This window comes from Mucilaginibacter sp. L3T2-6 (assembly GCF_030519355.1).
Classification (GTDB): Bacteria; Bacteroidota; Bacteroidia; order Sphingobacteriales; family Sphingobacteriaceae; genus Mucilaginibacter.
The window spans coordinates 12146-36454 of the sequence record NZ_JAUMKC010000034.1 but is presented as its reverse complement, the minus strand read 5'-3'; the positions used below and the strand labels follow the sequence as shown (position 1 = coordinate 36454).

The 24309-nt window shown below is 44.3% G+C and carries 25 protein-coding genes; 6 read left to right on the top strand and 19 right to left on the bottom strand.

Translation table 11 applies throughout. From position 1 onward, the window contains the following. Nucleotides 1-151 precede the first annotated feature (151 nt). The 7 genes from Q3W13_RS24415 to Q3W13_RS24385 form a co-directional block, all read right to left on the bottom strand. The gene (locus Q3W13_RS24415) at nucleotides 152-835 is read right to left on the bottom strand and encodes a heme exporter protein CcmB (protein ID WP_302868532.1); all 684 of its coding nucleotides are present in this window, start codon (nucleotides 833-835) and stop codon (nucleotides 152-154) included. Nucleotides 836-956: 121 nt separating this feature from the next. Then, on the bottom strand, nucleotides 957-4598 hold the full coding sequence (locus tag Q3W13_RS24410) for a hypothetical protein (RefSeq protein ID WP_302868530.1): 3642 nt from the start codon (nucleotides 4596-4598) through the stop codon (nucleotides 957-959). 21 nt (nucleotides 4599-4619) lie between these two features. Further along, nucleotides 4620-5507 carry an ABC transporter ATP-binding protein gene (locus Q3W13_RS24405; protein ID WP_302868527.1) on the bottom strand — a complete coding sequence of 296 codons (888 nt, stop codon included), beginning with the start codon at nucleotides 5505-5507 and terminating at the stop codon, nucleotides 4620-4622. A 19-nt stretch (nucleotides 5508-5526) separates the two neighbouring features. Then, nucleotides 5527-6273 carry a hypothetical protein gene (locus tag Q3W13_RS24400; protein ID WP_302868525.1) on the bottom strand — a complete coding sequence of 249 codons (747 nt, stop codon included), beginning with the start codon at nucleotides 6271-6273 and terminating at the stop codon, nucleotides 5527-5529. Then, entirely contained in the window at nucleotides 6251-6652 is a 402-nt protein-coding gene (locus Q3W13_RS24395; RefSeq protein WP_302868523.1) for a GntR family transcriptional regulator, read from the bottom strand. The genes Q3W13_RS24400 and Q3W13_RS24395 overlap by 23 nt, the downstream gene beginning before the upstream one ends. A 2-nt stretch (nucleotides 6653-6654) precedes the next feature. Further along, nucleotides 6655-7425 (bottom strand): hypothetical protein, encoded by a 771-nt coding sequence (locus Q3W13_RS24390; protein WP_302868521.1) that lies wholly within the window; start codon nucleotides 7423-7425, stop codon nucleotides 6655-6657. 1 nt (nucleotide 7426) lies between these two features. Then, nucleotides 7427-8263, bottom strand: a complete 837-nt coding sequence (locus tag Q3W13_RS24385; protein ID WP_302868519.1) for an ABC transporter ATP-binding protein — start codon at nucleotides 8261-8263, stop codon at nucleotides 7427-7429. A 134-nt stretch (nucleotides 8264-8397) separates the two neighbouring features. On the opposite strand from Q3W13_RS24385, the gene Q3W13_RS24380 reads away from it, so the two are divergent. Beyond that, nucleotides 8398-8880 (top strand): methylated-DNA--[protein]-cysteine S-methyltransferase, encoded by a 483-nt coding sequence (locus Q3W13_RS24380; RefSeq protein WP_302868518.1) that lies wholly within the window; start codon nucleotides 8398-8400, stop codon nucleotides 8878-8880. 12 nt (nucleotides 8881-8892) lie between these two features. Here Q3W13_RS24380 and Q3W13_RS24375 read toward each other — a convergent pair whose 3' ends face one another. From Q3W13_RS24375 to Q3W13_RS24345, 7 genes are all read right to left on the bottom strand, one after another. Continuing rightward, nucleotides 8893-9432 carry a chemotaxis protein CheB gene (locus tag Q3W13_RS24375; RefSeq protein WP_302868552.1) on the bottom strand — a complete coding sequence of 180 codons (540 nt, stop codon included), beginning with the start codon at nucleotides 9430-9432 and terminating at the stop codon, nucleotides 8893-8895. Nucleotides 9433-9469: 37 nt separating this feature from the next. Then, a complete protein-coding gene (locus Q3W13_RS24370) occupies nucleotides 9470-10300 on the bottom strand; it encodes a protein-glutamate O-methyltransferase CheR (protein ID WP_302868515.1) in 831 nt (276 codons plus the stop codon). A 3-nt stretch (nucleotides 10301-10303) separates the two neighbouring features. After that, the gene (locus Q3W13_RS24365) at nucleotides 10304-13747 is read right to left on the bottom strand and encodes a response regulator (protein WP_302868513.1); all 3444 of its coding nucleotides are present in this window, start codon (nucleotides 13745-13747) and stop codon (nucleotides 10304-10306) included. Nucleotides 13748-13912: 165 nt separating this feature from the next. Then, on the bottom strand, nucleotides 13913-14260 hold the full coding sequence (locus Q3W13_RS24360; protein ID WP_302868511.1) for a hypothetical protein: 348 nt from the start codon (nucleotides 14258-14260) through the stop codon (nucleotides 13913-13915). Nucleotides 14261-14354: 94 nt separating this feature from the next. After that, on the bottom strand, nucleotides 14355-14687 hold the full coding sequence (gene gldC, locus Q3W13_RS24355; RefSeq protein WP_302868509.1) for a gliding motility protein GldC: 333 nt from the start codon (nucleotides 14685-14687) through the stop codon (nucleotides 14355-14357). A 5-nt stretch (nucleotides 14688-14692) separates the two neighbouring features. After that, nucleotides 14693-14959 (bottom strand): hypothetical protein, encoded by a 267-nt coding sequence (locus Q3W13_RS24350; RefSeq protein ID WP_302868508.1) that lies wholly within the window; start codon nucleotides 14957-14959, stop codon nucleotides 14693-14695. A 100-nt stretch (nucleotides 14960-15059) separates the two neighbouring features. Further along, the gene (locus Q3W13_RS24345) at nucleotides 15060-16406 is read right to left on the bottom strand and encodes a DEAD/DEAH box helicase (protein ID WP_302868550.1); all 1347 of its coding nucleotides are present in this window, start codon (nucleotides 16404-16406) and stop codon (nucleotides 15060-15062) included. Between the two features lie 171 nt (nucleotides 16407-16577). Here Q3W13_RS24345 and Q3W13_RS24340 point away from each other — a divergent pair, with 171 nt between their 5' ends. Further along, nucleotides 16578-17219: an outer membrane beta-barrel protein gene (locus tag Q3W13_RS24340; RefSeq protein ID WP_302868506.1), complete on the top strand. Its 642-nt coding sequence runs from the start codon at nucleotides 16578-16580 to the stop codon at nucleotides 17217-17219. 150 nt (nucleotides 17220-17369) lie between these two features. Beyond that, on the top strand, nucleotides 17370-18704 hold the full coding sequence (locus Q3W13_RS24335; RefSeq protein ID WP_302868504.1) for a dihydroorotase: 1335 nt from the start codon (nucleotides 17370-17372) through the stop codon (nucleotides 18702-18704). A 130-nt stretch (nucleotides 18705-18834) separates the two neighbouring features. On the opposite strand, the gene Q3W13_RS24330 is transcribed toward Q3W13_RS24335, so the two are convergent. The 5 genes from Q3W13_RS24330 to Q3W13_RS24310 form a co-directional block, all read right to left on the bottom strand. After that, complete coding sequence (locus Q3W13_RS24330; RefSeq protein ID WP_302868502.1) at nucleotides 18835-19302, bottom strand: GyrI-like domain-containing protein; 468 nt, start codon at nucleotides 19300-19302, stop codon at nucleotides 18835-18837. A 77-nt stretch (nucleotides 19303-19379) separates the two neighbouring features. Next, a complete protein-coding gene (locus tag Q3W13_RS24325) occupies nucleotides 19380-19796 on the bottom strand; it encodes an SRPBCC family protein (protein WP_302868501.1) in 417 nt (138 codons plus the stop codon). Between the two features lie 118 nt (nucleotides 19797-19914). Beyond that, entirely contained in the window at nucleotides 19915-20328 is a 414-nt protein-coding gene (locus Q3W13_RS24320) for an EVE domain-containing protein (protein ID WP_302868499.1), read from the bottom strand. A 10-nt stretch (nucleotides 20329-20338) separates the two neighbouring features. Beyond that, entirely contained in the window at nucleotides 20339-20680 is a 342-nt protein-coding gene (locus tag Q3W13_RS24315; protein WP_302868497.1) for a DoxX family protein, read from the bottom strand. A gap of 51 nt (nucleotides 20681-20731) precedes the next feature. Then, the gene (locus tag Q3W13_RS24310; protein ID WP_302868495.1) at nucleotides 20732-21694 is read right to left on the bottom strand and encodes a YafY family protein; all 963 of its coding nucleotides are present in this window, start codon (nucleotides 21692-21694) and stop codon (nucleotides 20732-20734) included. Between the two features lie 57 nt (nucleotides 21695-21751). Between Q3W13_RS24310 and Q3W13_RS24305 the strand changes: the two genes are divergently transcribed. The 3 genes from Q3W13_RS24305 (at nucleotide 21752) to Q3W13_RS24295 (ending at nucleotide 24303) form a co-directional block, all read left to right on the top strand. Then, nucleotides 21752-22180: a DUF2007 domain-containing protein gene (locus tag Q3W13_RS24305; protein WP_302868493.1), complete on the top strand. Its 429-nt coding sequence runs from the start codon at nucleotides 21752-21754 to the stop codon at nucleotides 22178-22180. Nucleotides 22181-22319: 139 nt separating this feature from the next. Beyond that, nucleotides 22320-23327, top strand: a complete 1008-nt coding sequence (locus Q3W13_RS24300) for a N(4)-(beta-N-acetylglucosaminyl)-L-asparaginase (protein ID WP_302868491.1) — start codon at nucleotides 22320-22322, stop codon at nucleotides 23325-23327. Between the two features lie 202 nt (nucleotides 23328-23529). Next, entirely contained in the window at nucleotides 23530-24303 is a 774-nt protein-coding gene (locus Q3W13_RS24295; protein WP_302868489.1) for a copper homeostasis protein CutC, read from the top strand. The last annotated feature ends 6 nt before the right edge of the window (nucleotides 24304-24309 follow it).

Here is a 24309-nt window from a genome sequence, read left to right as displayed (position 1 = left end):
AACATTTTATTTAGACTTAATCCAAATAAAATATAAAATTACAAATTGCGCTGCAAAATAGTTGCGTCCCCGCGCGCAATCAAAATGGTTTCGGTTGCCTGCTCAAAAGAGACATAAGGGTTGTGTTCCTGCTTTTAATAAAGATCGGCGTTCAATCCCGCCACAAGAAGGGAAACAAAATAAGAGAGGTGGTAATCACGATTATGTTAATAGCTGCTAGCACCCCTATATCGCCGTAAGCCGCCCCGCGTTCAAGACCGTCCATTGCGCTTTTGCTGAGCCGGATAAGTACTAAGATAATTGGAATGATAACCGGGAAGCTTAATATCGCCATTAATGTACCGTTATTACCGGCTTTAGAGGCGATGGCAGATATCATGGTGAAAACCGTTGAAAAACTGACGCTTCCTATCCATACCGCTAAAAAATAAAAAAGCGGGTCGCCAAGGGTATTGGGGAAAAATAGCAGGTAAATTATCAGCGCCAATGCGCTTAGCAGCGACATCAGGACGATATTATAGATAGTTTTTGAAAGGATAATAGCCTGCGGACTTGCAATAGAATAATAATACAACAGCCGCGCCTTGCTCTCCTGCATAAAGCTTTTTGCTATGGCATTAACTGATGCAAACAGGATGATGATCCAGAACAAAATGTTCCAGACTATCGGGTAACCCTGCATACTTTTAAACCCCGGATTAAGGTTAAACGATATATAGCAGATAAATACCGTTGATACCACATACAGCAATACACCGTTGAATGCATATTTGGAACGCCACTCCAGCAGGATTTCCTTTTTTAAAAGATTGATGGTTTGGCTGTAGATATGCATTTGGCAAAGATAAGGTTTTGGTTGATGCCCGGATGTGCTAAATTACGGATAATGCGGACGCTTATATGGTACCGTTAAGACTTCCGGAGTTTCAAAAACTCCGGAAGTCTGCCTCGAATGCTTATTCCAGATCCTTAAAGTTATTCGCTCCCATCCTGTCAATCAATTTGCCATAGGGGTCAATTCCGGCACGAACGGGTTTACCCTTTACAATAAACGAAAACTGATGGCTGCCGTAGCTAAGCTTCATCCGTTTAACATAAAGCGGGGTGGTTACCGGCCTGCCGTTTTTATCTTTACCGTCAGCTGCGAATACACCGATGTCAATATAATCGTCCATTTGTTTAGCGGGCATCTCATTCCCTTTATCATCAACCCAGGTCTTATCTGCTGTTACTTTTAGGGTCACTTTATATTCATCATTTTTACCTGTGGGGACGGCTTTAAATTCATCTACCCTGTTTTCATAAAGGGTTATCTTTTGCCACGTATCGGTTAAATAGTATTGCACCGAATCGGGCGTGTGCTTTTGCAGGTAGCGATAAAGGTCGTTTGCACCTGCATAAGGTGGATTTCTCTTAAAAGCGTAAGCGTCCTTAAACTCACGCAAAGCGGCATTCATATTATTCTCACCAATCAAATCCTTTAAACCGTACATTACAAAACCCGCCTTACCGCCCCATTCAAACCATTGGTTAGCCGTAATCACCGGGTGTTCCCGCTCTTCCAGCCTGGTGCGAATAAAAGTGTAGAAGCCTACCTGGTCCTGTAAAATCGCCCTGATGTTGTTCGGTCCGTATTTTTTTTCCGACAACACCAATGCGCTGTAAGTAGACAAGCCTTCAGGAATTACCAATGATCCTACCGTATTGTTGGGCGCTACCTGGAACCGCCACCATTGCCGAGCCAGTTGCCGGGAGATATTGAAATAGGCAAAATCAAACCTGTCCGGATTCCCGAAATCTGCGTTCCAGGTATTATATTCAGCATAAGTGTCAAGCGTGGTCAGTGATGCATCACCCGGCCCATAATGCGACGTCTCCGCCAGTCGCATATTTTTAAAGGGATAAGGGCCGAACGCCGACTCAAAATATTTGAGCCCATCCCGGTACGCATTCATAAAACGGGGGGTATTTATGTTATGCTGCGGATGATAATAAATATCTACATCAACAGGGTGGCTTAGGTTTACATTTTCATGCAGATCGGCATACCTTGCCGATAAGATGCTCAATGGCGCATACATACCGGGCTTATCCTGCACATAATGAAAATAGTTCCGCGCGTTTTGTTGCCACTTGTTTAACAGTTCTCCCGGTGCTACAACAGTTTGATCACCGTCGGTGCTCACGGTTATATCGGCGGTAAACAGATCAGCGGCTGCCCCAGCCTTCAGATTGTTTATTCCCTCCGGATCATTTTGTGCTATTTCCTCCTCCCTCTTAGGCGGCAAGCCCGCCTTTTTTCGAACGTACGGGCTACCTATCTCGTCGTCTTCGTCATAGCCCATGCCGGGCAATCCTCCGGTAAAAAATATACCGTTCCTTAACAAATTGGCGGCATATAAGCCATTTTGAAAACCCTTATAGTATATCGCGGAATTCACTTCTATTACTGCTGAATCGCCGGGCGCAATCGGTTTATCAAATTTATACAGGCGAAAATCCGACGAATCCTTCGCGGGCCTGAAAAAATTAAACATCCCCCGGTCATAAAGCAACGGATTAGAGAATTGCACTAACCTGCCATTCAGCTTAATGGAGTATTCTGTAAGTCCGTCGGCATCAAGCAACAGTTCCGATATAGGCACTGCATTTTTATTTTTTACCGAAACAAATGCTTTTACTTTTTCCCGTTGTTCGCCTGGATATAAATCAATAAAATATTTAAAGGCAGTAACTTTTGGCAGCGGCAGCTTCTCATACCTTTTTAACGATTTTTCATAAAGGATCGCCCTGTCCTCCGATTCGCCTTTGGTCAGAAAGCTATTCAGGTAACTGATGTTGTAGTAATTATAGGCGCCAACTGTTAAAAAGGCCACTAATACTGCTGCCGTCATCAACCGTGTTTTACCATCAAAGCGCTCACGGACTAAATGCAGCCGCTCTTTAAACGACGTGCTTACGCCTCTGTAATAAAATAACGCCGCAATAATAATCAACAGGCCTGCACAGAGGAGCCAGTACATGTTGAACCACATTACCGGACCAAGCATGTGCCCCAGGCCATCCATATCCGAAAAACCGTACCCCGGCGTGTAGGAATAAATAAGCAGGTTATAATTAAACGTGCCGGTAATATTTAAAAAATAAACCAAAACCCAGATGGTTACGCCCACGCCATGCGCCACAAATTTATTATTGATAACCACATGTACCACATAGCTAAACACCACCATCTCCAGCAATCGCGGCAGCAGGGTTAAAAAAGCAAAGGTGAAATATACCTGCAGATTATAGTGGAAGAACCCTTTGAGTGTTTGCACTGCCATGCCAACAATTACCGGCAATAATGACAACCCAAAACCGATAGCCAGCAATGCCAGCAGCTTCGATCCGTTAAGTACCCAGTTAGGCGGCGGTAACGAATCATTTATAAATGCATAACGTGTTACCTTGTCGCGGTGCAGTGTTTCGCCGGTATAAAAGATGATGATAAAAAACAGGAAAAACGGAAAAACATCATTAAAAATCCCCAGCAGCATCACCGTCCTGGGATAGTAAGGCACGCCATACTCCCGGTTACCCAACCAAAATACAAAGCCCAGGAAAATCATCCCCGCTGAAACAATTATCCAGAAATAATTATCGCGCAGCATGTTCAAAAGCTCCAGTTTGCTTAAGTTAAACAGGGTTTTGCGGTTATATGGCTTTAAAAAGCTAACACTCGCATTTGGGTTAATAGCATGCCTGGCTTTTGCGGGTTCATCGTCAATAGCCGCCTTATCTCGTTTCCCGCTAAAAAATTTTCCGAAGCTGAAGTTAAAATAGGTGATCAATAAAATTATAAGTCCTGCGCCTGTCCAGATCAGGCGGTTAAGCAGAACAGTCCCTTCAACTGGGAATAAGGAAGTGTTTTTTATAACCGACGGCGTGCTGCCCGAGATCAAACGGACGGCACTTATCCCAAAAGGGTCTGACAGTATGATAACCGTTCCATTGGTAGTGTTATTTAAGAAAAACACTGAAATAAAATAGCCCAGGAACAACAATATGCCACCAGTATAAATAACCTTCACATTTCTTGTGAATGCCACCAGCCCGAAAAACAGCGAGGATGTAAAGAACAAATTCGGTAGTGCTATGGTAACAAAGGGCTGAAAGTAGTACATAAAATTGTTGGGACCGTACTCTTTGGCATCTTTCCAACCCATAGCAGGACCCAGCTTTGTACCGATAATAGCGCCAATGAATATCGAGGTCGCAATCAACACCATAAATAGAAATGAGCCGAGGAAACGCCCCCAGAAATACCCTGGCTTTGTTATTGGATACGTGAGGTAGTAATCCTTGGTATTGTATTCAATATCGCGGTACAATGCCGTACCCATTATGGACGAGCTGATCAGCATCATCATCAGGGTCATGGCCGCGCACCAAAATGCAATGATATACGGCGAGTTGATGAGCTGTTTTTCTCCTAACGGCACTGATCCGGTAGCGAAAGTGGCTATTGTAAAGATGAGCGAAGCGGCAAAATAAAGATAAACGGCAGGCCTGCGGGTCCGGTTTTGGACCTCGAACAGAAATATTTTCCAGAACATATCTATATGATTTTAAGAAGGTTAAATGGTATTTACATCCATACGTGCAGCAATGTTGCTGAAGTACACGTCTTCGAGGTTTGGCGGTGCCGGTACAAAGCCGCTGCCAGGTTCAGTGTCGCTTATAACGCGGATATGCAGCTTACCTGATTTAAGCTGGGTAGATATTACCGTAAAATCGTCCTGGTAGTGCGGCAACTCCGTTTTGCTGATGGCTTTGCTGAATATTTTACCTTCCATTTCGGTAACGGCGGTCTCCGGCTCACCTGCATACAATACCTCGCCCTGGCAAATAATCGCAAAGTTTGAGCAGAGCGTGCTTACATCCTCCACAATGTGTGTCGACAGGATAACGATGGTATTTTCGCCCAACTGGCTTAGCAGGTTGTAAAAACGATTACGCTCTGCAGGGTCAAGTCCGGCGGTAGGCTCATCTACAATAATCAGCTTCGGATTACCTATTAAAGCCTGCGCGATGCCGAAGCGCTGCTTCATACCGCCGGAATAGGTGCCCAGGTGTTTCTTTTTATCTTTAGACAGGTTTACATTCTCCAATAACGAATGCACCAGGTCCCGGCGCTCACCGCTATTGCCAATGCCTTTCAACTGGGCAATATGATCGAGCATGCGCTCTGCCGATATTTTTGGATAAACGCCAAACTCCTGCGGCAGATAACCGAGCAATTGCCGTACACGCGTTTTATTTTTTAATACATCCAGGTCATCCAAAAAAACGCTGCCACTATCAGCCTCCTGCAGGGTTGCTATCGTACGCATTAATGATGATTTACCAGCGCCGTTCGGCCCCAGCAAACCGAACATGCCGTTATTCAGGGTTAACGACACCTCCTTTAAGGCATGTACCCCGTTTGCGTATGTTTTTGATAGGTTATTAATTACTAAGTTCATTTTCTGTTGATTTTAAACGTTAATTTTTTAAGAGCTTGCGTGAAGCGCCGTTAAGTATCAGCCTGGCGCTGTCGGCCAATCGAAGTTTTAACTTGGGTATTGCAGCATCTTCCAGTTTGAGCCTGCTCCTGTTAAGGACGTCCAGGTCTGCATCATCCAGTTGGTTATCCCTTAGTATGACCATGTTTGAGCCGCTGTGCTCGTCCAATCCAATACTTGCCTTAAAGTTTTTTATTTTGTTTGCTTTCAATATCACAGCGCTGGCATGCCTCTCGTTCACGGTGAGGCTATCCAGTGTGAAGCCGCTGATAAAGGAAGGGCGCCAGTCAAAATTACTGGTGGCCAGGGTATCGGTTACCGCCACGCCGTCAGTGGTATATCTGGCGTCAGTATTAAATTTTTCCAGCACCGGGCAGGTAATTACCAGCGGATACATTGCGCGGCTATCCTCAAAGCTGCCGGGAAATACCGCATCAATGTAAAGCATATCCCCTTTTTGGCTTACTTTAACAAAATCGCGGGCGGTGGGCTCTATCTTTACGCTGAAAGGCCCCGGCTCTACAATTACATTTGCTGCAGTTGAGGCATTAAGCGTGATCGATTTAAAGTCTTTAAATTTTAAAGAAATATAATCCCTGAATGGTTTTTTATAATCGCCCGTGAGGAATGCATCCCTAAGGGATATATCGTATAAAACCAGCGACGTCAATATAAAGGCCAGTGCAACAATCACCAGTATGCTACTATTCCTTATCTTCGTTTTCATTAGCTGTTTGGCCATAATTTTCAGATTTATATTGACTGAACCGTTTAATGATTTCATCTGCCGAAATATCGAGCAGGTACATGTTTTTGAATAATTCGGGCAGATTTTGCTGCATAAAGTTTTCGCGCCTGAGGCTCTTAACTCTTTCATAGCCGTCGGGCGCTACAAACAGCCCCAGGCCACGCTTATTATAAACCACCTCCTGTTTCTGTAAAAACTCGTAAGAACGCATTACCGTATTTGGGTTAACCTCCAGCTCCACAGCCAAATCGCGCACCGAGGGAATTTTCTGCTCCGGCGGCCATTTGTTCATTAATATGTTGTCGCACACATAGGCTGCTATTTGCAGGTATATGGCTTCATTGTCTTTAAATTCCATAGTTACACCTGTTTTTCTTTCAGCCTGTAATAGGCCGCGACCCAGAAAATAATAGCGGCCGCTATTATCATATACCCTACAATTGGCTCGCTTACCCTGATGCTTCTTACCGCCACATAGCTGTTATGATCAACTATAGCAAGATTAGCAAAAGGTGTGGTTGGCCGCACTTCGCGCCCGGTTAATTTTTCCAGGAATAATGTATTCAGCCCGGTTAAAACAACTACTGCAACAAAAAAAGTAAACGCCGTTTTTATAAAATGAAGCCGCTCGAATAAAACTGCACCATACAGGGTGATGCTATGCAAAAAGGTATAAAGTATGAAAATCAGGGTGGCCGGACCCGAAAAAACATTGAACATACTAATATGCGTTACGGGAAAGTGCCGCAAGTTTAATAACAAGCTAAGGATCAGATAAAAACTCCCTAAAAATACTAGCGAAAAAATGGCATACGAAAACAGCCATCCAACCAGGAATTTTTCAAAATGAGAGGCCGGCAGCGTAAGCGCTGAAATCGCTTTCTTTTTATCGCTGATATCCGTAAATATTATACTGGTAAAAATGGCGCCTGCTAAAAAGTAAATAGGTACAAACAACACCGACTGCAGCCGCGTTTCAAGCGGCACTTCTATCAGGTACACAATGAAACATCCGCCCAGCAAAAACACGCCTAACAATACGGCCGAGGCCATCAGGTAAGTCTTATAATGTTCGGCGCAATGCTTTTTAAAAAGCAGCCCAAACCGCTTTAAATTGAAAAAATTATTCATATCAGTCCTTTTTAAGCGCCTTAATTATTGATTTACTGTCGCTGCTTATGGCGTTGAAGAACAGTTCGAGGTCCATTTTACTGAATTTGCCTGTTGTGTTTTTAATAATGGCGTATTTTCCGCGCATGCCTTCTTCCTCGTACAAAACTTCCATGCCGGCGGTGTCATTATAAATGCCGAATGATATTTTTTCAGTTATTTCCTCTATGGCATGGTTAATTACAATCTCCCTGTCGTGAAGCACCAGCAACGTATCAATAAGGCTATCCAAATCCCGCACCTGGTGGGTCGATATCACGATACAACGCTCTTCAGTCAATACCGATGCAATCAGCTTGCGGAATTGGACTTTTGAAGGGATATCGAGACCGTTAGTTGGCTCATCCATAACCAGAAGACCGGTGTTCGTGGCCAGACCGAAAGCTATCATCGCTTTTTTTTGCTGACCGTATGATTGCTTGTCCATCACTGCTTTTGCCTCAACATCCAGCGCTTTTAAATATTGATAGAAATCGGCGTTGCTGAATTTGGGATAGAAGCCGGCTGTATTCTTCACAAATTGCTCCGGCGTTAATGACGGCACGTATAATTCCTCGGCCAAAAAGTAAACATCCTGCAAAACAGAAACCGGCCGGCCCGAAACACTAATCCCTTTGAATAAACTGCTTCCCTGCTGCGGATAGGCCAGACCAATCATGTTTTTTAAAAGCGTTGACTTTCCAGCCCCATTTTTGCCAAGCAGGCCGTAAATATGCCCTTCGCTTAAGTCCAGGTTGAGCTCATGAAACAGTAAGGGTTGCCGCGGATAGCCAAAGCCTAAACCTTTTATTGCAATCATAATTGCTATAGTGTATTAGTATAATAGTACACTACAAATATACATGGGTTTTTCACTTTTCAAAATATTCATCAAATTATTTTTAATGCTGATTTGCAGCGCTTAATTTTGGCAACGACCACGATATCAAGCGTATGATTTTTGTCTATTATGATAGTCCCATAGGAATTTTACGTATCACCGAGGAAGAGGGATCCATTACATCGATATACGCGCTGGATGAAGATCACGAGGTTTCGGCGCCTGAAACTCCCGTGTTGCAAAAAGGAGTGCAGCAGTTGGATGAATATTTTGCCGGCACCAGAAAGGTCTTCGATTTACCGCTGAAACAGGAGGGTTCTGATTTTCAGCAAGGCGTTTGGAATGAGCTTTGCCGTATCGGTTATGGCAAAACCATTAGCTACCAGCAACAATCAAAGTTTTTAAAAAATCCACTCGGCATACGGGCCATTGCCTCGGCAAACGGCAAAAATCATTTATTGATTGTGGTGCCTTGTCACCGGGTGATCGGTTCAGATGGCAGCTTAACCGGCTTCGGAGCGGGTATATGGCGCAAGAAATGGTTATTGGAACATGAAGCAAGGGTGATGGGTGTCGGGCAAACTACGCTATTTTAGCACCGTATCATTTTAACTTCTTAAAAGCTCTATTATCTCTATTGTATTCAACACATAATCCGCAGCTTTCATATTGATAGCTTCCCTGGGCATCTCCGGAAGCTCGGCATCATCAGGGTCCTGGGCGATGGTTAATGAACCCGCGTCGCGCAATTTCAGAAGCCCGGCCGCCCCATCCTGGTTAGCGCCTGAAAGCAGGATGGCGGTACACTTGTTCTTAAATACTTCAGCTGCGCTTTCAAAAGTAATATCTATGGAAGGCTTTGAGAACCAAACAGGATCTGAAACATCCAGCGCAAAATGGCCGGTACCTTCTATTAAAACATGATAATTGGCAGGCGCTACATAAATGGTGTTTTTGTCGATGATATCCTTATCGCCTATCTCGCGCAGCTTCATCATGCTGTTACGGGCAAACAGCCTTTCAATTTCACTAGCAAAATTGCGCTTGCGGTGCATAACTATTATCACAGATTTATTCAAATCTGCAGGCAGGAACTGTACTACCTTGAACATTAGTTTGAATGACCCCGCAGAACCACCGATCAGCAATATTTCAGAGCTGTGCCAGCGGTTGATTATATTTTCATCAAGTGCCAATTTTCTGGTAAATATTTTCTTTTGCGTTTATCGCTTTAAACTTCTTTTTAAACGTATCAGACCGTATTGTTTCTTTGCTGCCGAGGCATAAAAAACCGTGCGGGCAAAGGCTGTTATAAAAAAGTTCCAGTATCTTTTCCTGAAGCTGCGTCTCAAAATAAATAAAAACGTTGCGGCAGCTGATCAGTTGAAATTCATTAAAAATAGTGTCCGATATCAGGTTGTGTACAGAAAATAAAGTATTCGTTTTTAATTCGCTGTGAACGGTCGCAGCATCATACATAATGGTAAAATGGTCCGTTAGCGAGCCCTTCAGGCCGGCAATTTGATAATTCTCAGCGTAACTTTTTATATTACGATAGCTGTAAATCCCAAGCCGGGCCTCCTTTAAAACCACAGTATTTATATCTGTACCATAGATAAATGATTTCTCGCGCAGTTTGTTTTGTTCCATTAAAATTGCAAGCGAATAAACTTCCTCGCCCGAGGAGCAGCCTGCGGACCACATTTTTATATGCTGATAAGTTGAAAGGTATGGGATTACCTGCGTGTTCAGCGCTTTGTAAAACGACGGATCGCGGAACATTTCTGTAACGTTCACGGTAATCTCTTCCAAAAAATCCTGGAAAAAATCCGGATGATTTAACAGGGCATGTTTGAGGTCGTAAAATTCGAGCTTTTTTATCATCATTACCCTGTTAAGTCTTCGCTTTAACGAGGCCTTTGAGTAATTGGAAAAATCAAATCCGTGGACCTTTTTAACCAGGTCTATAAGCTCGGCAATCTGTTCAGTGCTTAATCCGGGTAAGGATGCATTCATATATCAACTGCCCAGCCAAAGCTGCATTAACGAAATCAACCTGTCCATATCAACCGGCTTAGTAATATAGTCGTTTGCGCCGGCAGCTATACATTTCTCGCGGTCGTCCATCATTGCTTTGGCTGTTAAAGCTATTACAGGCAAACGCGCCCATTTGTTTTGTTTCCTGATATAACGGGTAGCCTCGTATCCATCCATTACCGGCATCATGATATCCATCAGTACAATGTCGATGTCGTTGATGGCTTCAAGCTTATCAATCGCTTCCTGCCCATCTCCGGCTACCTCCACTGTCATCTCATACCCTTCCAAAGCGCTGCTTAACGCAAAAATATTACGCATGTCGTCATCTACCACCAATACTTTCTTTCCCTTTATCACGTCTTTGCCGTTTGTTACAATTTTATTCTTTGGCAACTGGCTTATTTCGGCCGGCTGTTCTTTTACTGCCCGCACCTTATTCAGGAACAGGTTAACTTCATCAATCAACCGGTCGGCAGACTTATTGGTTTTAACTACCATGGCATTGGCATATTGCATCAGCCTGCTTACCGAGGTTTTGTCAAGCTCCATAGCCGTATTGATGATAACCGGCAGGCTGCTGAATTTCTCAATGGCCTTTATTTTATCGAGGAAGTCAAGACCCGATATATCCGGCAGGTTCAGGTCCAATATCACGCACTGGTATTCCTTTTCATGCAACATCCGGAATGCCGATTCACCATCGAAAGCCTGGTCAACCGTAATACCCTGGCTTTTCAACATGTCCACCAGCGCTTCACTTTGGGTCTTGTTGTCTTCAACTAATAATATCTGCGTAAAACGTATGCCGGTTTGCACCATAATATCGGTGAAAAGCTTATCCAGCGCACCGGTATCTATAGGCTTTTTCAGGAAACTGATAGCACCCTCGCGCCTTACGCGGTTAGCTGCAGCATCGCCTGCCGACATCATGTGCACAGGTATATGCAGGGTGGTTTCGTCCTGTTTCAGCTCTTTCAGTATCTGCCAGCCATCTTTGCCGGGCAGCATAATATCCAGTATAACGGCATCGGGCTGATTTTCCCTCACAATCTCCACCGCATTTGTACCCTCGCTAACCATTATTGATTTGTAGCCATGTTCCGTGGCATAGTCATGCAGTATATCCGCAAAATTTTTGTCGTCCTCAACGATTACTACCAAAGGCACGCGGCCAGAAACTTTTTCCAGCTGTACTGCGGGTTTCAAAAACTGCTTTTCAGGTACAAAAGTTTCCGCAGTTGGCAACTGCTCTTCCTCAAGCCCTGCTGGTTTAGCTTTCAACGGTATTGTTAAAACAAACTCGCTTCCTTCTCCCGGCGCGCTCGTCACAGTTATTTTGCCGCCGAGCAGGCTAACCAACTCCCTGCTGATAGATAACCCAAGGCCGGTACCGCCAAACCTGCGGCTGGTTGAGCCATCGGCCTGCTGAAATGCTTCGAATATGATCTGCTGTTTATCCAGTGGTATACCGATGCCGGTATCTTTTATCTTAAACGCTATGGTGTTACTTCCCTCGCCGGGAACAGCGTCTACGGATATGGTACCGCCGTCGCCCGTAAATTTAAAAGCATTGCTTAACAGGTTTTTCAACACCTGCTCAACGCGCACCTTATCAGTAAATATGTTCTTTGGCAACTCCTTTGCAGCGCTTACACTGTATTTTATCTGTTTAGAGCTTGCTACCTCGGCAAACAGCATCTCCATGTCGTGCAGGATTTCACTAACCTTAATGTTATCGTTCTGCATATCCATCTTTCCCGATTCGATCTTCGACAGATCGAGAATATCGTTTATCAGCGTGAGCAAGTCATTCCCGGCATTGAAAATTACGCTGGCATATTTCACCTGGTCTTCCGACAGGTTAGCCGGCTTGTTATCTTTAAGTATACGTGCCAATACCAATATACTGTTCAGCGGAGTCCGCAGCTCATGGCTCATGTTTGCCAAAAACTCCGATTTATATCTGCCGGTAGTTTCCAGCTCCATCACTTTTATATTGATGGCTTTACGCGCTTCTTCTATCGCCTGGTTTTTTTCTTCGAGCAGGCTGGCTTTTTCTTCCAGTTCCGCGTTGGTATTACGCAACTCCTCCTGCTGTACGCGCATTTCCTCTTCCGATGCCTGCAGCATTTCTGTTTTGGTCATCAGCTCTTCGTTGGTAACGCGCATTTCCTCCTGCTGTGCTTCCAGCTCTTCAGCTTGCTGCTGTACCTGCGAAAGCAGTTCGTGCATTATTGTACGGGCCTGTGCAGTATTTATCGCAATGGCAATGTCATCGGCAATAGCCAGCATATAGTCCTTGCATTTCTCCTCAATTTCCTCCGAAAACGCTATCTCTATTACACCTATCAATTTTTTATCAAAAAAGAAAGGCACGATAAAGCTTTCGATGATGTCCTGATGTATCAGCGAAGAGCTGAGTTCCAATTTATCGTTCAGCTTACCTTTTACAACCGCCGGCTTTTCGTCTTTGGCTACCTGGCCTAACCAACCTTCTGAGATTTTTATGGTCTTTTTTAATATATCCGGATTGTTGAACGCATACGAGGCATACAAATTAAGCACCTGTAATTCTTCATCAAACAAATAAAGCGTACCGGTAAGCGCTTTGGTATAATTGCAGATTTCGGTCAGAATGTTACCCGCCAGTTCCCGTTCGCTTTGCTGCCCCTGCATGCGCTCATTGATAATTCCGGTGCCAGTAAGCAGCCAGTTCTGTGCGCGGTTCTCATCCAATACTTTTTCAAGCTCGGTGTTGGCAACCTTTATTTCGGCTTCTATCTTTCTTTGACGGTCAAAGGTTCCCTGGATATAAAAAAACAGTACTATAATAATAACCAGGAATACAGTCGAGCCAACAACTATAGTGTTGATAGCTTTAGAAGACGCAGCTGCCGAACTTGCTTTTCTTTCGGCCAGCAGGTTATCTTCCGTATTTTTCATATGGCTCATAACCGTGCGTATGTCATCCATATTATGCTTGCCATTGGTAAACATGTTATTGTTAACCATATAATCAAGCCCCTGCACAGGCCTTACCTCGATATTCGTCTTCAATATATTCAATTGGACGTTAACCAGGTTCGACAAGGAGTCCACACGCCTTACCTGGACAGGGTTATCCTGTACAGACTCCCTGAGCTGTTCCAAATCGGTTTTTATCTTAGGCAACGCCTGGGTATAAGGTTCAAGCAAACCTGTCTTATTTGTAGCGGCATAACCGCGCATGCCGGTTTCCGCGTCAGTTAATAACTGGAGCAGATCAGTGGTGGTTTTAATTACTTTCTGTGTGTGCTCAACCTGGCTCGAATCATTTTCAAGGCTATTAATGCTTTTGTAAGATAATAATCCAACAAGCAATACCAAAAAAACTGACACAGCGAAACCGGCAAAAACCTGCTGGCGGAAGGAAAGATTTAACATGCAGACGATTTTATGAGATACAAATATGTTAAAAATTTATTTTTAATATACTTATTTGATTAGTACGCAAATGATTAATTATGATAACTTGGTCTGGCTATAAAATTGCCCCAATACCGTTTCAGCCGGATATTTTACCCGGGCTGAAACATATAAAGAAAATTTTCAGGCTTTTGTTTGACTGTTTTCAGACGAAGGCGGAATAAAATTCCGTTTTCTTTCAAAAAGAACACCGGCTACCGCCAGCAACGGTCCGGCGAAAATCAGGTACCATCCCCATTTAAACTTAATTTGCCGTGTCAGGAAGGCATCTATAGAGCGGAAGGGTATAAAGCTGAACGAAGTATTCACCTTTAAAAAGGCTCCGATAAAAAATAACACAACCAGCACCAGTGAGAACCATGCGACAAACCTGGTTAGTTTAAACTGGTTAAGTACAGTACCCAATATACCTACTACCCCAATCAAAAGCAGTACCATGCCATATGGCCTGTTAGCGCCGAAGGCGTCCATGTTAAATAAATGAAAGGGGCGCAAGATCGGGCAATACAATGCAGCAATTAGGATAACGAAGCCGCAAAACGAGGTTAAGGTGTTAAGACGCATATTATTTCTGGCTGATTTCCATCTTATCGGCAAAATGAGCACAGTAGTCGCGCAAGTCCTCTACAATGTTCTTCTCGCCGGTTGCGCGTAAAAAGCTGTCGCCCATAGTTTGCAGGGTTTCATAAAAAAAGCGTTTCATTTCATCCACGGGCATATCCTTTGTCCAAAGGTCGATGCGGAGCGAGTTTTTGTAGCTTCCGTCCCATAGTGCAAGCATCATCGATTTTACCGGCAGGGCTTCCTTATTTTCGCCGTCAGTTGATTGCCACATAATATTTTCCGGAACGTTATTGTCGTCAAGTTCTATCGTTAGCTTTATTTCAGCAGTTTTCATTCAAATTATTTTACAAGTAAAAACAAAATAGCCGCCAAAGTTATAAAGCTTAGCTCTACAATCCATAACTTTTTGGTTTGCGGGAAGAAATTACGGAACATTATATCCATAAATGACACTACAACTGCAAACAGGATAAAAATCCACCCTATCGCCGAGTCCATCATTTTGAAATGCGTTCCTGAAATTTTAACGCCATATATCCAACTGTAAACGGCCGCGACCAGGAAAAATGCGCTGGCAAAGTTTAAGGGGGTGATTCGTAGTTTCATGTATCTTATGCGGGCTATTATGCTGAGGGCGCCTAAGTATTGGCGGGTAAGGGCTTTTAAGCTTACTCTTAGGGCGCCCCCGGGGATAACACCCAGTTTTTTATCTTTTCTTCCTGTATGCTTTTGGTGATTTGTTTCTTTTATCTGTTTGCTGCCCCGTCTTCTTCGCTTTGGCAGCATCAAACTTTTTGCGCTGGGTGAGGGTTTTTTTTTCGTGAAAGGCCCCTTTAAAATCGGGATTTTCTTTCCGCTTTTGAAGATCGATTTCCCTCGCCTGCTCCTGGCGTTCATCAAACCCGGTGGCTTCTACAAATACGTCGGCAGGGATATCGCTAACCGGGATGGTTTGCTTTATCAGTTTTTGAATTTTGTCCAAATAATATTCTTCAGCCGGCGTGCAAAAAGTGATCGCCTCGCCAGATTGATATGCCCTGCCCGTACGCCCGATGCGGTGCACGTAATCCTCAATTACTACCGGAACATCAAAATTTATTACGTGGCTTACATCGCTTACGTCTATACCGCGGGCGGCTACATCAGTCGCCACCAGTATCTTCACCTCGTCAGCTTTAAAAGCATTAATAGAGTTAATGCGGGTATTTTGCCCCTTATTGGCATGTAATACCTTTACACCGTTTTCCCCGTATTTTCTGAGCAGGAACTTGTAAACATCTTCTGCTGAAGTGCGGGTTTTGCAAAAAATAATCAGCTTCTTCACGTCGTCTTCAGCATCCAGCAGTTTCTTCAGCAGGTTTATTTTAGTTTTAACATTAGGGACAAAATACAAATGCTGGTTCACTGTCTGCGCCGGTGTGGCCTGCGGGGTAACCTCGATAACTGTTGGAAACTCCAGGAAATTCGCCGAAAGCGAATGCACCTTATCAGACATGGTTGCCGAGAATAGCAGATTTTGCCGCTTTACCGGCACAACTTCCAGTATCCGGTTGATCTGGGGCATAAAGCCCATATCCATCATTTTATCGGCTTCATCCAAAACCAGCACCTGCAAAGTTTTGGTAACGATATGCCCCGCCAGGTAAATATCCATAAAACGGCCGGGGGTCGTCACAATAATATCAACTCCCCTATTAACCTGCTCAATCTGTGTTTTAGGGCCAAGGCCGCCATATAAAACCACCACGCGCAAGTCGGTGTACTTAGCAAAGGTTTTGATGTTTTCCTCTATCTGCATGGCCAGCTCGCGCGTTGGCGAAACTATCAGGGCACGCGGATTCTCACCCTGTGCATACTTAAGCTTCATGATAAGCGGCAGCACATAGGCGGCAGTTTTACCGGTGCCGGTTTGCGCTATGCCCATTACATCCTGCCCGTTTAATATCGGCGGGATAGCCTTTTGCTGGATAGGTGTAGCTTCCGTATAACCGGCATCAGCAATGGCATTCAAAATCTGCCGGTTAAATTTAAAATCTTCAAAAGGTACGCCCATGGGGCAAAGATAGTTGTTTGAGTCGGGATAGTGAGTAAAGTCGGGAAAGATGCATGAGTTGATGTGCCAACTTTGCTGACTAATTCGCCGGTACATTGTTACTATTCGGTTAAGCTTTACGTATTAATTAAATGTAAACAACGTACTTTGGTCAACAAATTTCAATCGCACATGAAACAAACATTACTTGCATTTTTTCTTTTCGTTTTTGCCTGCATAGGTTCTGCATTCGCACAGGGTCATAAAGGCCAGTATTACCTGGGCGGCAGCTTAACTTATGATTACAGTAGCTACGGGTCGTCAAGCGTAATTAATTACACCGACGGTTACACCAATTATTCCACCAGCAAAATCAACTCGCTTAGCATCCGCCCGGAGTTTGGCTTTTTTATAAGTGATAAGTGGTCGATAGGCATTCAACCCGTTTTTTCGCGCACCGGCGGTACTGAAACTTCTGATTTTCATTCATCTGCAGACCCCACAAAAAACTATGTAGCCAGCGACAAATACCACACCGATATCCTCGGCATCGGCATTCATGCCCGTTACTATGCCATGATCAGCGACAAATTTGGCTTTTTCCCGGAATTTGGCATCAGCACGCTGAATAACTCAAAATATTTTAATTATGGCACATTCAGCCTTGGCGCCACACCGAACTTTGTGTTCTTTCCAACACAAAAGCTTGGCGTCAACCTGGGTTTCGGCGGCGTGTCTTATAATCTCGACTACCACACCAAAGAGAACACTTTTCACCTTGGCTTAAACGATGCCATTTCATTTGGTTTGAATTATTTCTGGGGAAGGAAGTAAAGGGAGATTTCGGAAGTCGGAATTTCGATTTCGGAATTATTAATTCAATTATTGAAGTCTGCTCTTTAAGCGGACTTTTTTTGTTTTTTTAACTTTCGGACTTTACCGACTTTCCGGACTTTCCCGACTCAAAACCCTATCTTTGCTTCCATGAGCACTATCCTTATAAAATCGGCAACTGTAGTTAATGAAGGCCAGCAATTTGTGGCTGATGTTTTGGTGAAAGACGGCTTTATCGACCGTATCGACAAGCAAATTAATTCCACTGCCGATAAGGAAATCAATGCGGAGGGTCTATACCTTTTCCCCGGCTGTATTGACGACCAGGTACACTTTCGCGAGCCAGGCCTCACTCACAAGGCGAAAATATTCACTGAATCGCGTGCGGCAGTAGCTGGGGGGATAACATCCTTTATGGAGATGCCTAACACCGTACCCAACACCCTTACCCAGGAACTCTTACAGGATAAGTATGACATAGGCGCACGTACATCACTTGCCAACTATTCATTCTTCATGGGGGCCTCAAATGATAATATCGAGGAAGTACTCAAAACCAATACTGCCAGTGTCTGCGGGGTTAAAGTTTTTATGGGTTCGTCAACAGGTAACATGCTGGTGGATAATCCGGCAACACTTGAACGGATATTTTCTCAATCACCAATTTTGGTAGCTACGCATTGTGAAGATGAAGCAACCATACAAGCCAATCTGGCTCACTACAAACAATTGCTGGGCGAAAACATCCCGGTAAAACTGCACCCGAAGATCCGCAGCGAGGAAGCTTGTTACCTTTCTTCGTCTATGGCTGTTGATTTAGCTAAAAAGCATAATACCCGTCTGCATATTTTACATATCTCTACCGAAAAGGAAACTTATTTGTTTGACAATTCCATCCCCCTAAAAGATAAAAGAATTACCGCCGAGGCTTGTATACACCACCTCTGGTTTAGTGACGAGGATTACGAAACCAAAGGCAACCTGATTAAATGGAACCCCGCTGTAAAAACAGCTGCAGACCGGGAAGGTATTTTAAAAGCCGTTTTAAACGGACGAATCGACGTTATTGCTACCGACCATGCTCCACACACCATCGAGGAAAAATCGCAGCCATATTTGCAAGCGCCGTCAGGCGGTCCGCTGGTGCAGCATGCGTTGCCGGCCATGCTGGAACTGTATCACCAGGGAAAAGTCACCTTGGAACAAATCGCCGAAAAAATGGCGCATAACGTAGCCATTTGCTTTCAAATAGAAAAGCGCGGCTACATCCGTGAAGGCTATTGGGCAGATTTAGCGCTGGTTGATCTAAATGATCCGTGGACAGTCAGCAAAGACAATATTTTATACCAATGCAAATGGAGCCCGTTCGAGGGAAGCACTTTCAAATCAAAAATTGCTTATACCATTGTATCGGGTAAACTTGTCTGGGCTAATGGAAATTTGATTGAAGGTGAGAATGGCCAAAGATTGAGCTTTAACCGCTAATAATCCCATTACCATTTTGAGGAACGGAGCAAACTCGTTGCCCGGGATAATCCGCGATGTATACCGGCAAGATTGCTTCGTTCGTCCCTCTCTTACAGCAATCACAAAACAAATTATAATAGACAGAAAATTACCTCACACCCAAATATATCGTCGCCTCAGTCTTTTCAAAACTATCGGCGCCTGCCTTATACCAATCATAATCTGAAGCATATTTTCTGTCAATATCGCTGGCCCATATCTGCCGCCAGGCAGCCCCAATATTAGCCGGGAAAAGGCCTTGCAAATAATAAACCTGGTAATCACCGCCCGGTACCGTAATGCCGGTAAACCCATCAGGAATATTCGTTGATGAGTCCGCTTTACAGCCAAGTACGGCAGTGTAAGGGCAGTTGTGGTCCGACTCGTAGTCGGTATATGCACAGTACATGTCATCTGAAAGTTTTCCGCTGATTTGCTGCCCCAGGTTTTCGGTCGTGAACCTTGTCCATAGTCCGCCGATGTCCTGGGCAGATTGCCCGTTTTGGTTGGTTGTCCTAGCGGAAATTCCTGCAATAATAAATTGATTTTGATGAGATTCCTTGACTTTGACTATCATTACCAAAAGTTATATCGATGTATAATTTATTATCAATGAATTATTTATAAAGATTGTATAAACAAATTGATTAATACTTATTTTTCGATGATTTTTTTCAACCCGTTAAAAACCGATATCCACATTTCTTCCGAATGATCGGCTGCTTCCTGGTTTTTTATACCCTCCTGGGTGATAACCAGGATGGTTTTATCACAACATTCATCAAGTTCGTAGGTGATATTGTTGTAATTTTCCGGCCTGTTCTCAGTACCGTTCATACTGCTCCAGTACGAGTATTTTAAAAATTTCGGCACGTAAATATCGAGGATAATTCCGCCATCTTCATAACTTATCCCCTCCCATTCTCCGGTAAATTTAATCGGGCTGCCAACCATCCAATCGGATGATAAATTAGTGCCGAAAAAATATTGCTTTACAATTGCCGGGTCAGTAAGCCCTTTCCAAACTTCGGCCAAAGGGGCTTTGAATGTTATTGTTGTTTCGGTTGTCATATTCTTGTTTCCAGTTTTAGTAGTTGTAAATGTTGCAGTGGTTGTATTAGTTGGAAGGTTGAAAAGTTGTAATGTTGCCTGTTTAGCACAACGCATGTCTTTCGGACTTTCCAAACTTCTATTCAACCATTGCCGAATGAATTAATTTAAAATCCGCCTCAGGTATCTCGAAAAAGCCGAATCGGAACTGGTAGCCCCATGAGGCTTTATTGGTTATAAAACCAAGCTGTCTTATCAGCGGGGCAATCGGTATTTCTTTACATTGATGATAGTTAATATTGCGCCGGTAGGGCACAAAATCTTCCGCCATTTTGTGCTGGTATATTTTGTCGTCGGCCACTTGTCCGATGGCCGTAAATGCCTGCAAAACTTCCTTACCGGCATAAGTTTGCTTAGGTGAGTAAACTATCAGCCCGTCATCAGCCGACATTCTTTTCAGCGGGCCTTTCTTGCCATGATTAGCCTGCATAAAGCCGCCCGCTATGCCTCGGGCTATATGGTCCTTCGAGACCACCACGATCCAGTATTTCATAAGATTAATGTTAAATGGTAAATAAGAAAATCCCCAGGAGTATCATGCCGACAAAAACAGGCTTCATTCTTATATTCTTTGGATCGCGGGCTTTAATATGCGTATATAAGGCGCCCGCCAGGATGATAGCGTATGCAATGATCCCGTACATCCTCGTCTGTGCGAAAAGCAGCAGCACACCACAGGCAATTTCTATAAAGCCGAGCAGGTGCATAGTCCACAACGGATAACCCCAGCGTTTAAAATGCCCGGTGGCTTCGGCGTTACCGCTTAGCTTTTTAAATCCGAACAAAAAGCCGGGTATTATATAAGCTATAATGAGTACCCATAAAATGATTGTTTTTATTTCCATGATGTTTAGTTTGGTAACACAAAACAAGCATGGCCGAATGACAGCGTTATGTCAGTAGGAATTTGTTAACTGAAGATTTTTTTGAGCTATAGCAGAAGCGATCTGTCCTACGCGGTCCTTCAGGCTTTCCGGGCTGATGATTTCGGCCTCATCGCCGTACATCATAAACCACCGGGCAAAACCCTCCATAGAAGCGGTTAAGAATGTCATTTCAATTTGGTTGCCCACCGTTTTTTCTGATACGAAGCCGCTATAATACTTTTGATGTTCTAAATAGGAGTGAATGCTTTTGCTTACACGAATTACAACCATATCCAACTCCTGCTCTTTAGCCATCTGGGCGATGTATGCTTTTAACGTAGGGTGCTTACTGTTGAAGATTTTGCCGGTTGGCTCAATGCTGATTATTCGGTCGACTCTGAAATCACGGTAATCGCCCCTCAAATGGCAATAAGCTATAAGGTGCCAAAACCCAGACTTATAAAAAATCCCAACCGGCTCAATTTCACGCCTGGTGCGCTCCTGGCTGTGAATGGCAAAATATTCAAGGCATAAAACAGCTTTTTGCGCAATGCTGTTCAAAAGCTTTTGTATATGGTCTTTATTATCTACTTCTAACTGGGCGTGGCTGCGCAATACCTCTATCTTACCGTCGATATCCTCCAGCAGATTTTTTTCAGCAGTTTTTAATATTGCGCGTATTTTGTACATCGCCGATTTGTGATGTTCCCTGGTTGAAGCGTCGGTAAGCGTTTCAACAAATTTTTCGGCGGTTAAAAAAGCGGTGGCCTCCTCCCTGGTGAACATCACCGGCGGAAGGCGATACCCATCTACAATAGAATAACCGACACCGGCCTCCCCTATAATCGGTATGCCGGCTTCCTCCAGCGTTTTTACATCGCGGTAAACGGTGCGCAGACTAATACCAAATCTATCGGCAATATCGCTGGCCTTTACCACCCTGCGCGATTGCAGCTGGATCAATATGGCGGAAACCCTGTCGATACGGTTCATAGGCCCAAATTAAATAAAAACGTGGTACCTTTGTACTATTATTGTTATTTTGCATTAATGGATGACGGAGATGATAAAATAGTAACCTTTGAATCTTACTACGACCCTATGCTGGCTCACATTATCCGCAGCCGGCTCGAGGCAAACGGTATCCCCTGTTTTATTGCCGACGAAAATATCATTGGTGCAAATCCCCTTTATAATAATGCAGTAGGCGGCGTTAAACTGAAAGTATTTGAAAAAGACCTGGGACGCTGCCGTGAAATATTAGCCGCAGAAGGCGATTTGCACGAGGACGACCATTTTGAAATAGATAATGACGAAAACACCTATGTGGTTTGTCCTTTTTGTGCGTCGACCAATGTAAGCAGCATCGTGAAAGATGAAGATGAAACGGGCATGCTGAAGTCTTTTGTGAACTTAATAAATCCTTTCTCCAGTCAAAAAAACTGGCATTGTAACAATTGTCTGCAGGATTTTGAATGATCATCTTAAAGCCTCCCAGGGGTATGTATGACCTAATCGCTGGCCCATCTTTTATTTGCGTCCGGACATAAAAGAATAATTGAACACCCGGAGAGTAATTTTATTCCTATAAGCAAACCTATTTCATATATTAGCGCTTATGTATAACCGCCGTAAGTTTATAAAATTATCGGCTGCCGGAGCTTCGCTGGCGGCTTTGTCTGCATCAAAAATTGCAAGAGCTGCCACTCCCCCGGCAACAGCAGGTTTTCCCATAGTAATATCCACGTGGGACTTCGGAATTGTTGCTAACAAAGAGGCCTGGAAAACGCTGGAAAAGGGCGGCCGCGCGCTCGATGCCGTTGAGGCTGGTGTGCGTATCCCGGAAGCCGACATGAACAATCACACTGTTGGCCGTGCAGGATATCCCGACCGTGACGGGCACGTTACTCTTGATGCCTGTATAATGGACGAATTCGGCAACTGTGGATCCGTAGGGGCTATAGAATATATAGCACATCCTATATCTGTCGCCCGCGCCGTAATGGAAAAAACACCGCACGTAATGCTGGTTGGCGACGGCGCTACCCAATTTGCCGTTGAACAGGGCTTCAAAAAAGAAAAACTGCTTACGCCCGAATCCGAAAAGGCATGGAAGGAATGGCTTAAAACGGCCAAATACTCGCCGGTTATCAACATCGAAAACAAACAGCATGCGCCGGGAAACCAATACAATCACGATACTATCGGCATGCTGGCCATCGACGCTAAGGGCAATCTCTCCGGAGCATGTACCACCAGTGGCATGGCGTTCAAGCTGCATGGCCGCGTTGGCGACAGTCCCATTATTGGCGCCGGCTTGTATGTTGATAACGAAGTAGGCGGCGCAACATCAACCGGTGTTGGCGAAGAGGTGATCCGCAATGTTGGCAGTTTCCTGGTAGTGGAACTGATGCGGCAAGGCATGTCGCCCGAGGATGCCTGCAAAGAAGCTGTTCATCGCATCATTAAAAAGAAACCCGATACTGCCAAAAACATACAGGTTGGCTTTCTCGCCATCAACAAAAAGGGCGAATACGGCGCCTATGCTATCCAAAAAGGTTTTTCATTTGCTGTATGTAATGCCGAAAAGCAGGATTTGCTCATTCCCGGTAAAAGTTTTTATTGAGAGAGATAATTGTGCCACACACCATGGTCCTTGGTAAAAAATAAAACACTACTATCGGCTATGGTCCATCGGCTATGGACTTTCAGGAACTAATTGAAACTATTTTCTTCAACATTCCGTTAAAAGGAAATTTAACATCTACCACTCGATATACCCATGCTCTTTCTCACCATGAGCCGGGTATAAACGATGAAAAATATCTATGAACTATAAAACGGTCAGTCCTATTGTTTCTCTTGAAGTTTGCGCAAACTCGGTAACCTCGGCTGTGGCAGCCCAGGATGGCGGTGCTGTGCGCGTTGAGCTTTGCGAGAATCTGCTTGAAGGGGGCACTACCCCATCCTATGGTGAGATACTAATGGCGCGAAAGCTGCTTCACATTAAATTGTATGTTTTAATCCGGCCGCGCGGGGGTGATTTCCTGTATACCGACCTTGAGTTTAATGTAATGATGGCCGATATCCGCTACTGCATTGAGGCCGGCTGCGACGGTATTGTAATAGGAATATTAAACCCGGATGGCACCATTGACAGAAAACGCTGTGCCGAAATGATAAACCTGGCCCGGCAATGGGGTTTGGGCGTCACCTTTCACAGGGCTTTTGATATGTGCGCCGACCTGTTTACCGCCATGGAAGAAATTATTGACATGGGCTGCGAACGAATTTTAACTTCGGGCGGGAAAAGCACTGCCATGGAAGGCGCCAGCAATATTGCCCGTTTGGTAAGCAAGGCAGCCGGCCGTATAAAAATAATGCCGGGCAGCGGTGTGAATGAAAACAACGTAGCAGACCTGGTGCGATTTACCGGCGTTACCGAGGTGCATTCATCAGCGCGCGTGCACTTGTCCAGCAAAATGGAATATAAAAACGATCATATTGTGATGGGCGATAGCGTAGGCGATGAGTATGCTGTTGATGTAACCGGCGTGGAAAGGGTTAAGAGCATCATCCAGGCGGCAAATTCGGTGTTATAGGCTGAT

What these genes read in the sequence shown, in the direction of transcription:
- Q3W13_RS24345 (WP_302868550.1), bottom strand. Translation starts at nt 16,406, where the DNA reads ATGGGCGTACCTTTTGAAGATTTTAAATTTAACCGGCAGATTTTGAAT.
- Q3W13_RS24395 (WP_302868523.1), bottom strand. Translation starts at nt 6,652, where the DNA reads ATGGAATTTAAAGACAATGAAGCCATATACCTGCAAATAGCAGCCTAT.
- Q3W13_RS24380 (WP_302868518.1), top strand. Translation starts at nt 8,398, where the DNA reads ATGATTTTTGTCTATTATGATAGTCCCATAGGAATTTTACGTATCACC.
- Q3W13_RS24330 (WP_302868502.1), bottom strand. Translation starts at nt 19,302, where the DNA reads ATGATAGTCAAAGTCAAGGAATCTCATCAAAATCAATTTATTATTGCA.
- gldC (WP_302868509.1), bottom strand. Translation starts at nt 14,687, where the DNA reads ATGAAAACTGCTGAAATAAAGCTAACGATAGAACTTGACGACAATAAC.
- Q3W13_RS24410 (WP_302868530.1), bottom strand. Translation starts at nt 4,598, where the DNA reads ATGTTCTGGAAAATATTTCTGTTCGAGGTCCAAAACCGGACCCGCAGG.
- Q3W13_RS24360 (WP_302868511.1), bottom strand. Translation starts at nt 14,260, where the DNA reads ATGGACGCCTTCGGCGCTAACAGGCCATATGGCATGGTACTGCTTTTG.
- Q3W13_RS24390 (WP_302868521.1), bottom strand. Translation starts at nt 7,425, where the DNA reads ATGAATAATTTTTTCAATTTAAAGCGGTTTGGGCTGCTTTTTAAAAAG.
- Q3W13_RS24335 (WP_302868504.1), top strand. Translation starts at nt 17,370, where the DNA reads ATGAGCACTATCCTTATAAAATCGGCAACTGTAGTTAATGAAGGCCAG.
- Q3W13_RS24405 (WP_302868527.1), bottom strand. Translation starts at nt 5,507, where the DNA reads ATGAACTTAGTAATTAATAACCTATCAAAAACATACGCAAACGGGGTA.
- Q3W13_RS24385 (WP_302868519.1), bottom strand. Translation starts at nt 8,263, where the DNA reads ATGATTGCAATAAAAGGTTTAGGCTTTGGCTATCCGCGGCAACCCTTA.
- Q3W13_RS24370 (WP_302868515.1), bottom strand. Translation starts at nt 10,300, where the DNA reads ATGAATGCATCCTTACCCGGATTAAGCACTGAACAGATTGCCGAGCTT.
- Q3W13_RS24300 (WP_302868491.1), top strand. Translation starts at nt 22,320, where the DNA reads ATGTATAACCGCCGTAAGTTTATAAAATTATCGGCTGCCGGAGCTTCG.
- Q3W13_RS24305 (WP_302868493.1), top strand. Translation starts at nt 21,752, where the DNA reads ATGGATGACGGAGATGATAAAATAGTAACCTTTGAATCTTACTACGAC.
- Q3W13_RS24340 (WP_302868506.1), top strand. Translation starts at nt 16,578, where the DNA reads ATGAAACAAACATTACTTGCATTTTTTCTTTTCGTTTTTGCCTGCATA.
- Q3W13_RS24320 (WP_302868499.1), bottom strand. Translation starts at nt 20,328, where the DNA reads ATGAAATACTGGATCGTGGTGGTCTCGAAGGACCATATAGCCCGAGGC.
- Q3W13_RS24315 (WP_302868497.1), bottom strand. Translation starts at nt 20,680, where the DNA reads ATGGAAATAAAAACAATCATTTTATGGGTACTCATTATAGCTTATATA.
- Q3W13_RS24365 (WP_302868513.1), bottom strand. Translation starts at nt 13,747, where the DNA reads ATGTTAAATCTTTCCTTCCGCCAGCAGGTTTTTGCCGGTTTCGCTGTG.
- Q3W13_RS24310 (WP_302868495.1), bottom strand. Translation starts at nt 21,694, where the DNA reads ATGAACCGTATCGACAGGGTTTCCGCCATATTGATCCAGCTGCAATCG.
- Q3W13_RS24350 (WP_302868508.1), bottom strand. Translation starts at nt 14,959, where the DNA reads ATGAAACTACGAATCACCCCCTTAAACTTTGCCAGCGCATTTTTCCTG.
- Q3W13_RS24325 (WP_302868501.1), bottom strand. Translation starts at nt 19,796, where the DNA reads ATGACAACCGAAACAACAATAACATTCAAAGCCCCTTTGGCCGAAGTT.
- Q3W13_RS24415 (WP_302868532.1), bottom strand. Translation starts at nt 835, where the DNA reads ATGCATATCTACAGCCAAACCATCAATCTTTTAAAAAAGGAAATCCTG.
- Q3W13_RS24400 (WP_302868525.1), bottom strand. Translation starts at nt 6,273, where the DNA reads ATGAAAACGAAGATAAGGAATAGTAGCATACTGGTGATTGTTGCACTG.
- Q3W13_RS24295 (WP_302868489.1), top strand. Translation starts at nt 23,530, where the DNA reads ATGAACTATAAAACGGTCAGTCCTATTGTTTCTCTTGAAGTTTGCGCA.